This window comes from Flavobacterium sp. RSSB_23 (assembly GCF_051547145.1).
Classification (GTDB): domain Bacteria; phylum Bacteroidota; class Bacteroidia; order Flavobacteriales; family Flavobacteriaceae; genus Flavobacterium.
The window spans coordinates 664,320-678,059 of sequence record NZ_JBPTTO010000002.1 but is presented as its reverse complement, the minus strand read 5'-3'; the positions used below and the strand labels follow the sequence as shown (position 1 = coordinate 678,059).

Annotated in this window: 14 protein-coding genes; 2 read left to right on the top strand and 12 right to left on the bottom strand. The window is 33.8% G+C overall.

Features of this window, described 5'->3' with window-relative positions:
* Window positions 1-18: 18 nt before the first annotated feature.
* The 3 genes from accD to ACSVH9_RS06400 form a co-directional block, all read right to left on the bottom strand.
* The gene (gene accD / locus ACSVH9_RS06410) at window positions 19-873 is read right to left on the bottom strand and encodes an acetyl-CoA carboxylase, carboxyltransferase subunit beta (RefSeq protein WP_159687765.1); all 855 of its coding nucleotides are present in this window, start codon (window positions 871-873) and stop codon (window positions 19-21) included.
* Between the two features lie 109 nt (window positions 874-982).
* A complete protein-coding gene (gene fbaA, locus ACSVH9_RS06405; protein ID WP_159687768.1) occupies window positions 983-2,050 on the bottom strand; it encodes a class II fructose-bisphosphate aldolase in 1,068 nt (355 codons plus the stop codon).
* A gap of 65 nt (window positions 2,051-2,115) precedes the next feature.
* Window positions 2,116-4,671 carry a BamA/TamA family outer membrane protein gene (locus ACSVH9_RS06400; RefSeq protein ID WP_438062976.1) on the bottom strand — a complete coding sequence of 852 codons (2,556 nt, stop codon included), beginning with the start codon at window positions 4,669-4,671 and terminating at the stop codon, window positions 2,116-2,118.
* Window positions 4,672-4,708: 37 nt separating this feature from the next.
* Between ACSVH9_RS06400 and ACSVH9_RS06395 the strand changes: the two genes are divergently transcribed.
* Window positions 4,709-5,440 (top strand): TrmH family RNA methyltransferase, encoded by a 732-nt coding sequence (locus ACSVH9_RS06395; RefSeq protein ID WP_438062975.1) that lies wholly within the window; start codon window positions 4,709-4,711, stop codon window positions 5,438-5,440.
* Here ACSVH9_RS06395 and ACSVH9_RS06390 read toward each other — a convergent pair.
* The 4 genes from ACSVH9_RS06390 to ACSVH9_RS06375 all read right to left on the bottom strand — a co-directional run bounded on the left by ACSVH9_RS06390 (window position 5,437) and on the right by ACSVH9_RS06375 (window position 8,325).
* Window positions 5,437-6,156 (bottom strand): porin family protein, encoded by a 720-nt coding sequence (locus ACSVH9_RS06390; RefSeq protein WP_438062974.1) that lies wholly within the window; start codon window positions 6,154-6,156, stop codon window positions 5,437-5,439. The two genes, ACSVH9_RS06395 and ACSVH9_RS06390, sit on opposite strands and share 4 nt — an antisense overlap.
* A gap of 21 nt (window positions 6,157-6,177) precedes the next feature.
* Entirely contained in the window at window positions 6,178-6,909 is a 732-nt protein-coding gene (gene ubiE, locus ACSVH9_RS06385; RefSeq protein WP_438062973.1) for a bifunctional demethylmenaquinone methyltransferase/2-methoxy-6-polyprenyl-1,4-benzoquinol methylase UbiE, read from the bottom strand.
* A gap of 596 nt (window positions 6,910-7,505) precedes the next feature.
* Window positions 7,506-7,988 carry a dihydrofolate reductase gene (locus ACSVH9_RS06380; RefSeq protein ID WP_438062972.1) on the bottom strand — a complete coding sequence of 161 codons (483 nt, stop codon included), beginning with the start codon at window positions 7,986-7,988 and terminating at the stop codon, window positions 7,506-7,508.
* 7 nt (window positions 7,989-7,995) lie between these two features.
* Window positions 7,996-8,325 (bottom strand): 2TM domain-containing protein, encoded by a 330-nt coding sequence (locus ACSVH9_RS06375; RefSeq protein WP_438062971.1) that lies wholly within the window; start codon window positions 8,323-8,325, stop codon window positions 7,996-7,998.
* 239 nt (window positions 8,326-8,564) lie between these two features.
* On the opposite strand from ACSVH9_RS06375, the gene ACSVH9_RS06370 reads away from it, so the two are divergent.
* Window positions 8,565-8,861 carry an isoamylase early set domain-containing protein gene (locus tag ACSVH9_RS06370; RefSeq protein ID WP_438062970.1) on the top strand — a complete coding sequence of 99 codons (297 nt, stop codon included), beginning with the start codon at window positions 8,565-8,567 and terminating at the stop codon, window positions 8,859-8,861.
* A 35-nt stretch (window positions 8,862-8,896) separates the two neighbouring features.
* Here ACSVH9_RS06370 and ACSVH9_RS06365 read toward each other — a convergent pair whose 3' ends face one another.
* The 5 genes from ACSVH9_RS06365 to ACSVH9_RS06345 form a co-directional block, all read right to left on the bottom strand.
* Complete coding sequence (locus ACSVH9_RS06365) at window positions 8,897-9,721, bottom strand: thymidylate synthase (protein ID WP_315143206.1); 825 nt, start codon at window positions 9,719-9,721, stop codon at window positions 8,897-8,899.
* Between the two features lie 17 nt (window positions 9,722-9,738).
* Window positions 9,739-11,025 (bottom strand): amidohydrolase family protein, encoded by a 1,287-nt coding sequence (locus tag ACSVH9_RS06360; RefSeq protein ID WP_438062969.1) that lies wholly within the window; start codon window positions 11,023-11,025, stop codon window positions 9,739-9,741.
* A 74-nt stretch (window positions 11,026-11,099) separates the two neighbouring features.
* A complete protein-coding gene (locus ACSVH9_RS06355; protein WP_438062968.1) occupies window positions 11,100-11,723 on the bottom strand; it encodes a bifunctional nuclease domain-containing protein in 624 nt (207 codons plus the stop codon).
* A 157-nt stretch (window positions 11,724-11,880) separates the two neighbouring features.
* Window positions 11,881-12,849 (bottom strand): electron transfer flavoprotein subunit alpha/FixB family protein, encoded by a 969-nt coding sequence (locus tag ACSVH9_RS06350; RefSeq protein WP_438062967.1) that lies wholly within the window; start codon window positions 12,847-12,849, stop codon window positions 11,881-11,883.
* Between the two features lie 119 nt (window positions 12,850-12,968).
* Entirely contained in the window at window positions 12,969-13,715 is a 747-nt protein-coding gene (locus ACSVH9_RS06345; protein WP_159687800.1) for an electron transfer flavoprotein subunit beta/FixA family protein, read from the bottom strand.
* Window positions 13,716-13,740: the final 25 nt, after the last annotated feature.

The following is a 13,740-nucleotide window of genomic DNA, read 5'->3' as shown; positions in this document are numbered from 1 at the left end:
TTGTTTGTTTAAAAATTCCTAACGAATTTCGTTATTCTGAATTAAATCTATATACAAATTGATTTTGTCTTTTAATTCTTTTCTTGGCGTAATGAAATCTAAGAAACCATGTTCTAAAAGAAACTCAGCCGTTTGAAAACCTTCAGGCAAATCTTTCCCAGTTGTATCTCTAACCACACGCGGTCCAGCAAATCCAATTAGTGCTCCTGGCTCAGAGATATTAATGTCTCCTAACATAGCATAAGAAGCAGTTGTTCCTCCAGTTGTTGGATCTGTACACAAAGAAATATAAGGCAATCCAGCTTCTGCTAATTGCGCTAATTTTACGGATGTTTTAGCCAATTGCATCAATGAATATGCTGCTTCCATCATACGAGCTCCTCCTGATTTCGAAATCATTACGAATGGCAATTTGTTTTTAATCGCATGATCAATTCCTCTAGCAATTTTTTCTCCTACAACAGCCCCCATAGATCCTCCAATAAAAGCAAAATCCATACAGCAAATTACTAATTCTTTGCCTTTAGATTTTCCTACTCCGGTTCTAACAGCGTCTTTGAGTTGTGTTTTATCCATCACATCTTTTAAACGATCTGAATATTTTTTGGAGTCAACAAAATGCAAAGTGTCTTTTGAGGTCATGTTTTTATCTAACTCAACGAATTCGTTGTTGTCAAATAAAATTTCAAAATAGGTAGCACTACCAATTCGAACATGAAAATCATCTTCTGGGCTCACAAATAAGTTACGAGCTAATTCATCGGCATCAATAATTTTTCCTGTAGGTGATTTGTACCAAAGTCCTTTTGGAATATCCATTTTGTCTTCGGTAGCAGTAGTAATTCCTTTTTCTTTTCTTTTAAACCAAGCCATTTATATAGTATTCAGTGTTCTGTAATCAAGTGTTCTGTTTAATAATCAATAAAGTGTTCAATTATCAGTTTTGATAACTGAACACTTACTATTGAAAGTGAATCACTTTTTAAAGTGTATTAACATTGTTTAAGTCAGCAAATGCTTGTTCTAATCTAGCATTAAAAGTCACTTCGCTTTCTCTTAACCATTTTCTTGGGTCATAGTATTTTTTGTTTGGAGCATCAGCACCTTCTGGGTTACCAATTTGAGTTTTCAAATACTCTAAATTGTTAACCATATAGTCACGAATTCCTTCTGTGAAAGCAAATTGCAAATCAGTATCGATGTTCATTTTTATTACTCCGTATCCGATAGCTTCTCTAATTTCTTCTAAAGTAGATCCAGAACCTCCGTGGAATACAAAATCAACTGGGTTATGTCCTGTGTTGAATTTTTCTTGAACATAGTCTTGAGAATTTTTCAAGATTTTTGGAGTCAATTTCACGTTTCCTGGTTTGTAAACACCGTGAACGTTTCCAAAAGAAGCTGCAATTGTAAAACGTGGGCTTACTTTTGATAATTCTTCGTATGCATAAGATACTTCAGAAGGTTGAGTGTATAATTTTGAGCTGTCAACGTCAGAGTTATCTACACCATCTTCTTCTCCACCTGTAATACCTAACTCAATTTCAAGCGTCATTCCCATTTTGCTCATACGAGCTAAATAACCTTTACAGATTTCGATATTTTCTTCGATTGGTTCTTCTGATAAGTCAATCATGTGTGAAGAAAACAATGGTTTTCCTGTTGCAGCAAAGTGTGCCTCAGAAGCATCTAACAAACCATCAATCCAAGGTAATAATTTTTTTGCACAGTGGTCAGTATGTAAAATTACAGTTGCTCCGTATGCTTCTGCTAAAGTATGAATATGTTTTGCACCAGCGATTCCACCAGCGATTGCTGCTTTTTCACCTGCATTAGAAAGTCCTTTTCCAGCGTTGAATTGTGCTCCACCATTAGAGAATTGAATAATAACAGGCGCGTTTAATTTTGCTGCCGTTTCTAAAACTCCATTGATGGTGTTTGATCCAGTTACGTTTACTGCCGGAAGCGCGAAGCCTTTCTCTTTTGCATATCTAAATATCTCTTGTACTTGGTCTCCAGTAGCAACTCCTGGTTTTATGTTGTGTGCCATTTTACTTATTTTTTTAAGTTATTTACTTTTTTATATGTTGAATGCAAAATTAATCATTTCTAACTTTAGAACGGGTAATTAATTCCAAAATTTAAGACCGATTTTGTGAAATTTAAATCTTTAAACCAACGACTTCCTATTGCGTAAGCAGGGTTATACGTCTTAAAGCCTAAGTCAAAACGAACAACAAAGAAACTAAGGTCGTATCGCAATCCAAATCCAGTCCCAAGAGCCATTTCATTTAAGTCTTTAAGCCCATTAAATCTTGCACTTTCTACTACTATTGCATCCGACACATCCCATATATTTCCAGCGTCGGCAAACAAAGCTCCTTTTACACTTCCAACTATCTTGAAACGATACTCAGCACTTAATGCAATTTTCATATTCGCTTCATTAAAATCCAGTATGGAACCAGTACTACCAGGACCTAAACTATAAGGTTGCCACGCTCTATTATCATTGGTCCCCCCTGAAAAATAACTTCTGGAAAACGGAATATAATTTGCATTACCAAACGGGAGAGCTATTCCAAAAAAGCTTCTAAAAGCAATAATATTTTCTTTTGCTAAATCCCAATGCTTTATATAATCAAATTCGAACTTCAAATATTCCGAATAAGGCAAATTAAAAATCTCATATTGATTTGATGCGTTTTTCTCTAAATTACTAGCCTTGGCTATCAAACTCAATAAAGTTCCTGCTGATTCTATTTTAGTTTTAAATTGATAAAATTCATTATCCTGCAAATCTTTTTTGGTGGATTGACTAAAAGTATAACTCGTTCCTAAAATGAAATCATTTTCTGTTAGCCTTTGCCTTCTTTCTTCTATACTAAGTACCTCTTTAAACTCTTTATCTGTAGGAAGTATGGATGTTTGCAATGTTAAAACATCATTAGTAAAACCCGTTGTTCCAAAATTAATTCTAAGATTGTTTTGACCATCAACATAGCTAGGGTTATTATTAAAGTCCTTTGCAATTTTATTTAAGGCATTGTAGGAGGAACCGTAAACATTAAAATAATTGTCCGGATTCAGGTTTCGAACAAATTGTACGTTCAATAAATCAACCCTAACGGAGTTATTTCGTATTGGGTTCCAGTTATAGGTAATTAAGCCTGTAAAATTTTCTTTATCTAAACCGATATTCCTTTGTTTATTAAATCCTGAAGATATTTGAGTATATGGTATCATTCTTTTAGGAATAATTTTATCCGTATTAAACGGAAGGAGTATCCTAGGAAAATTTAGCTTTAAATTAATTCCATATTCTGTAACATTAAAAAATGCATCATCAGGATTCGCAAAATCCTTAGACGAGCCAATATTTCCTCGAAAACCAATTTCCAAAGTCTCAGCTCTATTAAATACATTTCTAATTGTTTGAGTGATGCTTCCACCTATTCCAAAATCTTGAATATTGGAATGGGTGAAATCTAGAGTTGTACCAAAACTGAACTTTTTCCTAGGAGACAAATAAATTTTAGCAATTAAAGATTGTGCAGTACTATCTTTTTTATCTAGTTCATACTGTATACTGGGATAACCAAATATTTTTAGATTATTTAAAGACCGATTCGTGAGTACTGTTTTATAGTCTCCAAAGTAGGTTCCTTTTGTCAAGAAAACCGCATCAGTGATTGCAGATGGTTTGTATTTCAGCTTTCCATGACTAAAGAGTTGAAAACCTTTGTATTCTGCACTATCGGTTACTGTTTCTGGTGGATTCTTTGCTGAAAAGTCGGTATATATTTTTACATCACTTATTTTGAAAAGCTTAAAAGGTACCGTATATGTGGAATCCTCTTTTTGATAAGAATAATTTTTTATGACCATATTTACGTTGGCTTTGTTTTTTTTGCCAATAGTATCTATGTCAAAAGTGACGTTGTTCGGTTGAAAATAATAAGCGCCATTATTTCTAAAATAAGTAGTAATTCTGTTCTTTTCCTCCTCAAAATCGCTTGTTTTATAATGTTTACCAGATTGTATAAAACTACTTTCTTTAGACACATTATACAACGAATCCAATGCTGGAGAAGTTATAGACTTTGTTATGGTATCAAGAATGAATGGATCTGACAATGCAATTTGATACCTAACTTTCGCTTTTTTATTCTTTAAAGTATCAATTGAGAAAGTAGTTTTGGCTTTAAAATAGCCATTATTAAAGTAATAATTGTTTAATCTATTGACTGTTTTTTGGGTTTTAATCGTATCAATGATCACTGGAGGCTCTCCAACTTTTTTTAGAAATTCATGGATCCCTTTATAATAAAATGATTCCCCAAGTCGATCTACTTGTTTTGCAGACAGCCATTTTGCCTTTCTTTCGTATTTACCAGGTTTATTCAAGAATTTAGCTTGATAAGTCGAATCAGGATTTAAATTGGCTGCGTTATATAGCGCCAATCGCAACCTAAAACCCGCAATTGTACCATTTGGAGTTTGATACATTTGATCGAATGCCGCTTCATCCTTAATGGGTTTGTTATTTACTAGTATTTGGTTTTTGGTTAGTAAAAATTTGCCATCAGGAACTCGTTTTACAGCATTACATGCTGAAATAAATATTGCAATTAAAAGAAATGCAACTACTTTTGTGGAATTCTTTTTCAAGTGATCTAATAAATTTAATTCAAAAGTACATCTTTTTATGGTTAGTAAAAACCAAATAAAACTTATATCGAGTTTGCACCAAAAAAAATATAGAATAGCTCATCAATTATTTATTGCAGAAGGAGTAAAAGGCATTAATGAGTTACTACAATCTAATTTTGAATTAGAACATCTATATATTACGATTGATGAATTCAAATCGGTATCAACAACGCAAAAAACAGTGATTTCTGATGCTGATTTAAAAAAAATAAGCGCCTTGACCACCCCTAATACCTGTTTAGCGGTTTTTAAAATTCCTAAAGAAAAAACCATAATTAACAATGGGCTGATTGTTGCTCTAGATACCATCAGAGATCCTGGTAATATGGGAACGATTTTAAGATTATGCGATTGGTTCGGAATCAATCAAGTAGTCTGTTCAAAAGAAACAGTTGACTTATACAACCCAAAAGTAGTTCAGGCCACAATGGGCTCTATTGCAAGAGTAAATGTCAATTATTTAAACTTGAAGGATTTCTTAGAAACGACATCACTACCCATTTATGGAACTTTTATGGATGGTGAAGATCTATATAACTCTGAAATTACTAATGAAGGGATTATCATTCTAGGCAACGAGGCTAATGGAATTTCAAAAGAAATCGAAGCTTTGGTTACTAAGCGCATAACCATACCTCGATTTGGAAATTTACAACAAACTGAAAGCTTGAATGTTGCAACCGCGACTGCAATAGTCTTGAGTGAATTTAAAAGAAGAGATTATTAATGAAAAGTAAAATTGATAAAAATAGCTCTACTTTTTATCGACTCAATATTACTTGTCCACGGGCTATTAGGATCTTTATCCCTAATCAATTCATCATTTATACCGAAAACGCCTCGAATTGAAGGTGAAAAAATAAAGTACTCCGAGAAAATATCAATACCAAATCCTAATTCATAATTAGGCGTCCAAGATTTCATTCTAAATCTTCCTTCCGCATTATCATCTAATGATTTAGAATTACTAGACAAATTAAGAGTAAGCGAACCTCCTCCAAGCAAGTAAGGTCGTACATTGCCCGTACGCAATGAAGAAAATTTGACTAACAATGGAAAATGAATATAAGTACTATTCACTTCTCTTAACCGATCACTTGCCGTTGGAGTACTCGGAAAATAAGAACTCGGATAATACATATCTCGCTTTGTATAATACAACCCTGGTTCAAACCTCAAGTTGATGTACTCTTGTAATCTTAAATCAGCGACCAATCCTACATTAAAACCTGTAGTTCTTTTTACCAATACATCAGGAATATCATTCTTATAATCGATTTTAAAATCATATCCATTAAACCCCATATAGAATCCAAAGTACAATTTTTGCTTTTGAAAATTCTCTAGATTAATGATAGGGTCTTTGCTAAAAAGGCGCTTATTCCATTGCGCATTAGCAAAAGTTAGATAGAACAAAAAAAGGATTACAGTTATTTTTTTCATAGGTAAGAGGAAAGCTTCTAATTATTTTTTGGATGCATAATAAATCGTTGCCACACCAAAAGTTTGAGGCATATCTTTCACGTCTATAAACCCCGTTTTTCGTAAAATATTGTTCAATCGCTCTCCATATGGAAAAACGGCAGACGATTCAGACAAATACCCATATGCAGTGTTGTCTTTTGAAAACAACTTACCAATAAGCGGCAAAATATTTCTACTATAGAAATGATACCCTTGCTTGTAAGGTGTTTTTTCCGGCACAGAAGTTTCCAAAATAACAAAAGTCCCTCCTGGTTTTAATACTCTCAAAATCTCTGAAAGTCCTTTTTCAAGATTCTCAAAGTTTCTAACTCCGAAAGCCACAGTTATAGCATCAAAATAATTTTCTTCAAAAGGCATATTCTCTGAGTCGCCCAAAATCATTTCGATACGATCAGAGAGCTTTTTGTCTGCAATTTTCTGAACTCCAACCGCCAACATTCCAGAAGATATATCAAGTCCAATAATTTTTTTAGCTGGAGTTTGTGCCATCAAAATAGCCAAATCTCCTGTTCCTGTTGCTATGTCAAGAATCGTTTCTGGGTTTGATTTTGTCACCAAATCCAATACTTTCTTACGCCATTTGATATCGATACCAAAAGATATAACTCGGTTTAAACTATCATAATTTCCTGAAATAGTATTGAACATGGTAGCAACCTGCTCTTTTTTGCTTAATTGTGAATTTTTATAGGGAGTAACTTTTTCTGACATGGTTTTTTAATTTCCACAAATATACTATAAAGTCCATTAACACAGCACTTGATTTACTTCGGAAGACACTTTTTTGCTATTGGGAGTTTTATTAAAGTAACTTTTTAATTTTAACAAAAAAAATACAAATATCACTAAAAGTGGGTATTGTGCAGTATTAAAATATTATCCAAATTTGCCCTGTAAAAGAAAATAAATGGTTAGTATTAATTTAATGACTCAAATCAAATGGTTTATTATTGCGCTGATAGTCGCGTTTGTTCTTGTTAGCAGTTTTGAAAATATCGCTTTCACTAGCGGTACTTTTTTTGAAGCGCAAAATACGTTCTTAGGATTAAATTTGTTTTTGGAAATTTTAATTTTTTTGGTCTTTAGTATCTTTGTGGTATTTGGTATTAAAGGCTACTTTGAGTTTTACTCAAAAAAAATATCAAACATTATTATTTCAGTCTCTGGATCAATTTTGTTTCTTGGTATTTTAATATTGTTGTCTCAAATTCTCTTACAAGAGTGAGTCATTAACAAAATCATATCTTTTACAAAGAAAAAACATCCTGTGAAGGATGTTTTTTTGCTTTTATACATATTGGGCTTTTCTAGATTTTTGCATAGCTTTCAAAACTGTAATCATAAAGATGTCTTTCATCTTTAGAATGTTTTTCTGAATGCAATAACTTCCATTTCTCTGGATTAATTTCAGGAAAAAAAGTATCTGCTTCAAAATTATTATGTACTCTCGTAATATCCAATTGATCTGCATAGGGTAATGCCAAGTTGTAAATCTCTCCGCCTCCTATCACATAAACAGGAGCGTCTTTTGGACAGACTTCAATAGCTCTTTCAATCGAATCTACAACTATGCAGCCTTCGGGCTTATAACTTTTTTGACGTGTTATTATGACATGTGTTCTATTAGGCAAAGGCTTAGGAAAACTTTCAAAAGTCTTGCGCCCCATAATAATATGATGGCCTGATGTTATTTCCTTGAATCGTTTAAAATCATTAGGGAGATGCCAAATTAAATCATTGTTTTTGCCCAAAGCAAGATTTTCTGCTACAGCGGCTATAAGTATTATCATGAATAAGTTATTTCGTTTCTTTTTCTATTTGACGCTCCAACTGGGTTATTTTTTTTTGTTGTAAGGCAACTAATCGGTCAATTTGATCTCTTTCCCAATTTTTATCCATAAAACGATCTGTTATAAAGACTTTAATAAAATGAAGCACAAACAAAAAGGCCCAAAAAGTAATGACCCAAATACACCAATTGCTTTCTATGCCAACATCAAAAAAGCGGTGAGCTATGAATAAAAAAATGCTAGTTAAAGCAAAAAGGACAAAGTGAAAATACAATCTCTTTTTTTGTTTAATTCTTCTACGAGCATACTCATATTGCTCGTGCGTGGCCTGATCCATAGTTTTTTATTTTGTAGATAAAGATAAAATTTATTTTGCAAAAACTATAACCTCAACAGTGTTTTGATTAAGCATAAGAGATTTAATAATTTTGAATTTAAATTTTTAATCACCTTAAAATTATTGTTTTTTTTAAATTTTAACAATGATTTGATATTAGTCTTAAAAATGAGTAGACGCTATCTGTTGTTACATTAAAATTGTTTAACTTGTTTTAAAATTTTAAAAATCATTGTGTTATGGCTATTAAAAAACAATTTGTAAAAACTAAACCAGTATGTAAAGTAACCTTTTCAATCGAAGCAAAAGAAGCAACTTCAGCTGCAGTAATTGGTGATTTTAACAATTGGAACATAGAAGAAGGTGCTTTATCTAAATTGAAAAACGGAACATTCAAAGGTGTTTTCGATTTACCTAAAGATTCTTCGTACGAATTTAAATACCTAATTGACGGAAATTATTTAAATGACCCTGAAGCTGATGGTTTAAAATGGAATGACTATGCTGGAGCTGAAAATTCTGTTTTAGCATTATAGATAATAAAAAAACCGCTTTTATAGCGGTTTTTTTATTATACAGCAACACTTCCTTTTATCGTAGGATGCGGGTCGTAATTCTCTAAAGTGAAATCTTCATAGGTAAAAGCAAAGATGTCTTTTACATTGGGGTTTAACGTCATTGTTGGTAATGGTCTTGGCTCTCTTGAGAGTTGCAATTCTATTTGTTCAAAATGATTGTTATAGATGTGTGCATCCCCAAATGTATGTATGAATTCGCCTGGAGCTAAGTCACAAACTTGCGCTATCATAAGTGTTAGTAATGCGTATGATGCAATATTGAAAGGTACTCCTAAGAAAATATCAGCACTTCGTTGATACAATTGACAGGATAATTTCCCATCGGCCACATAAAATTGAAAAAAAGCGTGGCATGGGGGCAAAGCAGCCTTGTTGTTTGCTACATTTTCCTCAAAAGATTTCTTAGTATCTGGTAATACCGATGGATTCCATGCCGAAACTAATAGTCTTCGGCTATTGGGATTGGTTTTTAGTTCCGTAATTAAATCGGAGATTTGATCAATTTCTTCACTGTTCCAATTGCGCCATTGGTGGCCGTAAACTGGTCCTAAATCTCCATTGCTGTCTGCCCAAGCATCCCATATTTTTACACCGTGCTCTTGTAGGTAAGCAATGTTGGTTTCTCCTTTTAAAAACCATAGTAACTCATGTATAATGGATTTCAAATGGAGCTTTTTGGTGGTTACCATTGGAAATCCTTCGGCTAAATCAAAACGCATTTGATACCCAAAAACACTTTTGGTACCCGTTCCAGTGCGATCGCCTTTTTGTGTGCCGTTTTCCAAAACGTGCTTAACTAAGTCATGGTATTGCTTCATAGTATGGACCGCTTGTTTTATTGATTTTTATAAATTTTTCCGTCTTTCATTACAAAAGAAACTTCTTCTAATGTTTTAATATTTTTGAGAGGGTTATCATTTACAGCGATAATGTCTGCCCAAAAAGATTCTTTTAGTTGACCAGCTTCTTTATCGATTCCAAGTAATTGAGCATTAGTGATAGTTGCAGCTTGAATAGCTTCTATTTCAGGCATTCCAGCCTCTACCATATACCCAAATTCTTTTCCATTTATTCCGTGTGGAAAAACTCCTGCATCTGTTCCAAAGGCAATTTTCACTCCTTTTTTGTAAGCTTTGGCAAAGGTTGCTTTAATTTGTGGGCCTACTTCACGTGCCTTAGGAACAACAATTTCAGGGTAGAATCCTGGTACTTCTGCATTTTTTTCGACTTCCTTTGCCGCTGTAAGCGTCGGAACTAAGTAAGTGTCGTATTTTTTCATAAGCTCCATGGTTTCTTCGCTCATAAAAGTACCGTGTTCTATAGTTTTGATTCCTCCTAGTATTGCTCTTTGCATGCCTTCATCTCCATGGGCATGTGCTGCGGTTAGCATATTGTAATCTTTGGCAGTAGCTGTAATGGCTTTTATTTCTTCAATAGAGAATTGTGGGTTCTTACCGCTTTTGGCTACACTTAAAACGCCACCAGTTGCGGTGATTTTAATTACATCTGCTCCTTCTTTATAACGTTCTCTTACTGCTTTTACTGCGTCTTCTGGTGAATTGATTACGCCTTCATGTGGTCCTGGGTCGCCTACTAATTTTCTATTACTCCCGTTTGTTGGGTCAGCGTGACCTCCTGTTGTTGCAATAGCTTTTCCTGCGGTATAAACTCTAGGTCCTTTAATTAATCCTTTGTTGATGGCATTTCGTAAAGAAACATTAACACCCGTTCCTCCTAAATCTCTAACGGTAGTAAAACCAGCCAGTAAAGTGATTTCGGCACAATTCACGGCTTGAAAAGCGACATCGGCTTCGTTGTCAATATATTTTGAAACGTAACTTTTGGAATTTAGTTCTCCTTCTATATGAACATGAAGATCAATCAGTCCAGGCAAAACAAACTTATTTTTTAAGTCAACTTCAATATCGTTTGGATTAGCTTTTGCGACAAAACCTTCTTGTATTTTAATGATTTTATTTTGGGCAACTACAATGGTTTTATTAGAAAGTAGCTTTCCTGATTTTGTATCTAAAATGGACCCGCAATGCAAATAATAATTTTGCGCCAAAGTAACTTGTGCCAAAAGAAGGGCAAAGCCAAAAAATAGTTGTTTTAGTTTCATTAGGAATACAATTCGTTGGACGCAATTATTAAGTTGCTAGTTTTAAACTATTCAATCAAAAATACACTGCTAGGCTAGCGTTTGGATATCTCGTCTCTTATTTTTGCAGCTTTTTCATAATCTTCATTGGCTACAGCTTGATCTAAAAGCTCATTCAATTCTTGGAGACTATGATTAGCATATGTAGGACCTGATTGATTGGTTTCTTCACCGTGTCCAAAAGTTTGTGGATTAGACAAAATACTGTCTATTTCTTCTGCGCCTGGATCTGCTGGATTAGGGTTTGATTTCAAATAGATTCCTGCCTTGTCCAAAATATTTTTATAGGTAAAAATTGGCGCATGAAATCTAAGTGCCAAAGCTATAGCATCCGAGGTTCTGGCATCAATAATTTCTTCTATTTTATCTCGTTCACAAATGATACTAGAATAAAATACGCCATCAACCAACTTGTGAATAATAACTTGCTTTACAACTATATCAAAACGTTCTGCAAAGTTTTTAAATAAATCATGTGTTAACGGACGAGGTGGTTTGATTTCTTTTTCTAAAGCAATAGCAATAGATTGAGCTTCAAAAGCTCCAATGACAATTGGTAGTTTTCGCTCGCCATCCACTTCATTCAAAATTAAAGCATAAGCTCCGTTTTGTGTTTGACTGTAGGATATCCCTTTTATGGTTAATTTTACTAAGCTCATGGATTTTTTATAGAAAAAACAACTATTGATTTTGCTAGTTATTCGGTTTTTTAAAGGTGCAATTTTAATCAAAAAAAGGCATAAAAAAAAGAGCTACCTAAAGCAAAGATACAATTATCTTGTTTTTAGGTAGCTTATAATTTAAAAAGATTGTTTTTTATGAATGTTGCGCTTTGAAAGCTTTGAATTTTTCAATCAATTGAGGTACAATTTCGAAAGCGTCTCCAACAATTCCATAATCAGCAACTTTAAAGAAAGGTGCTTCTGGATCGCTATTGATAACTACTTTTACTTTTGAAGAGTTAATCCCTGCAATGTGTTGAATCGCTCCAGAAATACCTACCGCAATATATAAGTTAGTGGCAACTGGTTTTCCTGTTTGTCCAACGTGTTCTCCGTGAGGTCTCCATCCTAAGTCGGAAACTGGTTTTGAACATGCAGTTGCAGCGCCTAAAACGCCTGCTAATTCCTCTATCATTCCCCAGTTTTCTGGACCTTTCATTCCGCGTCCTGCTGACACTACAATATCAGCATCGGCAATAGAAATTTTTCCTGAACTTTTTTCAACAGCTGTTACTTTTACTCCAAAGTCATTAGCATCGATTGTTGGATTAAAATCTTCTTCTGTTAATGAACTTGCATTTTCAAAAATACCATAAGAATTTTTAGCAATTCCTAACACTTTTACTTCAGTGCTAATTTCGGTAGTATTGAAAGCTTTGTTTGAAAAAGCGGTTCTTTTCACTTGAAAAGGAGCTGTACTCACTGGCAATCCAACAACGTTTGAAGCAAAACCTGCTTCTAAACCAACAGCTACTAATGAAGACAGATAGATACTATCAGTAGTAGATGAAAGAATCACCACTTTTGAACCCTCTTTTTGAGCAGCTTGTTTGATTACATCCGCGTAAGCTTTTGCTGAAAAAGTTGCTAATTGGTCATTAGATACTTTTAAAACTTTATCTACACCATAATTTGATAATTCTGAAACATCACCAGCATTTACAGTTACAGCTGTTACTGTGGTGCTTAACGTTTCTGCTACTTTTTTAGCATAAGATGCAAGCTCGAATGCTACTTTTTTGAATTTTCCTTCTGCAGATTCTGCGTATATTAATATTGACATGATTTTTTTGTTTAAGAGTTTAAAGTTTAAGATTTAAAGTTTTGCAACTTAAAAACAGATACTAAAAACTGAATTATTTTAGATTTTTAAACTGAATACTAAAAACGAATTACTGAATACTAAATTACTTTAGCTTCGTTGTGTAACAAACTGATTAGTTCATCCAAGTTATCAGCTGCTACCAATTTAACTGCTGATTTTGGAGCTGGTTTGTCAAATTTTACTGCTTTAGTAGCTACATTAGCATCTACAGGCTCTAAAATAGTTAAGGCTTTTGTTCTTGCTGTCATAATTCCTCTCATGTTTGGAATACGCAAATCTTTCTCTTCAACTAAACCTTTTTGACCTCCAATGATTAAGGGTAATGTTGTAGCAACAGTTTCTTTTCCACCATCGATTTCTCTGGAAGCAGTAACGGCATTTCCGTCAACAGTTAAGCTCACGCAAGAGTTCAAAAAGTTGTACCCTAAGATTCCAGCAATCATTCCAGGAACCATTCCGCCGTTGTAATCTAAAGATTCTTTTCCAGCGATTACTAAATCGTATCCGCCATTTTTAATTACTTCTGCCAATTGTTTGGCTACGAAGAAACCATCCGTTGGATTGGCATTTACGCGAATTGCTTCGTTGGCTCCAATAGCTAATGCTTTTCTTAAAGTAGGTTCTGTGTCTGGTCCACCCACATTTACAACAGTTACCGTTGCGCCTTGTTGTTCTTGAAACCAGATTGCTCTAGTTAATCCAAATTCGTCATTTGGATTGATAACGTACTGAACGCCATTGGTGTCGAATTCTGAATCACCGTTAACGAAATTGATTTTTGAAGTAGTATCAGGAACGTGACTGATGCAAACTAATATTTTCATAAGACTTATTTTTTTTGATAAAGCT

Coding starts and splice junctions, on each gene's coding strand:
- accD (WP_159687765.1), bottom strand. CDS start 873: ATGGCTTGGTTTAAAAGAAAAGAAAAAGGAATTACTACTGCTACCGAA.
- fbaA (WP_159687768.1), bottom strand. CDS start 2,050: ATGGCACACAACATAAAACCAGGAGTTGCTACTGGAGACCAAGTACAA.
- ACSVH9_RS06395 (WP_438062975.1), top strand. CDS start 4,709: ATGGTTAGTAAAAACCAAATAAAACTTATATCGAGTTTGCACCAAAAA.
- ACSVH9_RS06390 (WP_438062974.1), bottom strand. CDS start 6,156: ATGAAAAAAATAACTGTAATCCTTTTTTTGTTCTATCTAACTTTTGCT.
- ubiE (WP_438062973.1), bottom strand. CDS start 6,909: ATGTCAGAAAAAGTTACTCCCTATAAAAATTCACAATTAAGCAAAAAA.
- ACSVH9_RS06380 (WP_438062972.1), bottom strand. CDS start 7,988: ATGATAATACTTATAGCCGCTGTAGCAGAAAATCTTGCTTTGGGCAAA.
- ACSVH9_RS06375 (WP_438062971.1), bottom strand. CDS start 8,325: ATGGATCAGGCCACGCACGAGCAATATGAGTATGCTCGTAGAAGAATT.
- ACSVH9_RS06370 (WP_438062970.1), top strand. CDS start 8,565: ATGGCTATTAAAAAACAATTTGTAAAAACTAAACCAGTATGTAAAGTA.
- ACSVH9_RS06365 (WP_315143206.1), bottom strand. CDS start 9,721: ATGAAGCAATACCATGACTTAGTTAAGCACGTTTTGGAAAACGGCACA.
- ACSVH9_RS06360 (WP_438062969.1), bottom strand. CDS start 11,025: ATGAAACTAAAACAACTATTTTTTGGCTTTGCCCTTCTTTTGGCACAA.
- ACSVH9_RS06355 (WP_438062968.1), bottom strand. CDS start 11,723: ATGAGCTTAGTAAAATTAACCATAAAAGGGATATCCTACAGTCAAACA.
- ACSVH9_RS06350 (WP_438062967.1), bottom strand. CDS start 12,849: ATGTCAATATTAATATACGCAGAATCTGCAGAAGGAAAATTCAAAAAA.
- ACSVH9_RS06345 (WP_159687800.1), bottom strand. CDS start 13,715: ATGAAAATATTAGTTTGCATCAGTCACGTTCCTGATACTACTTCAAAA.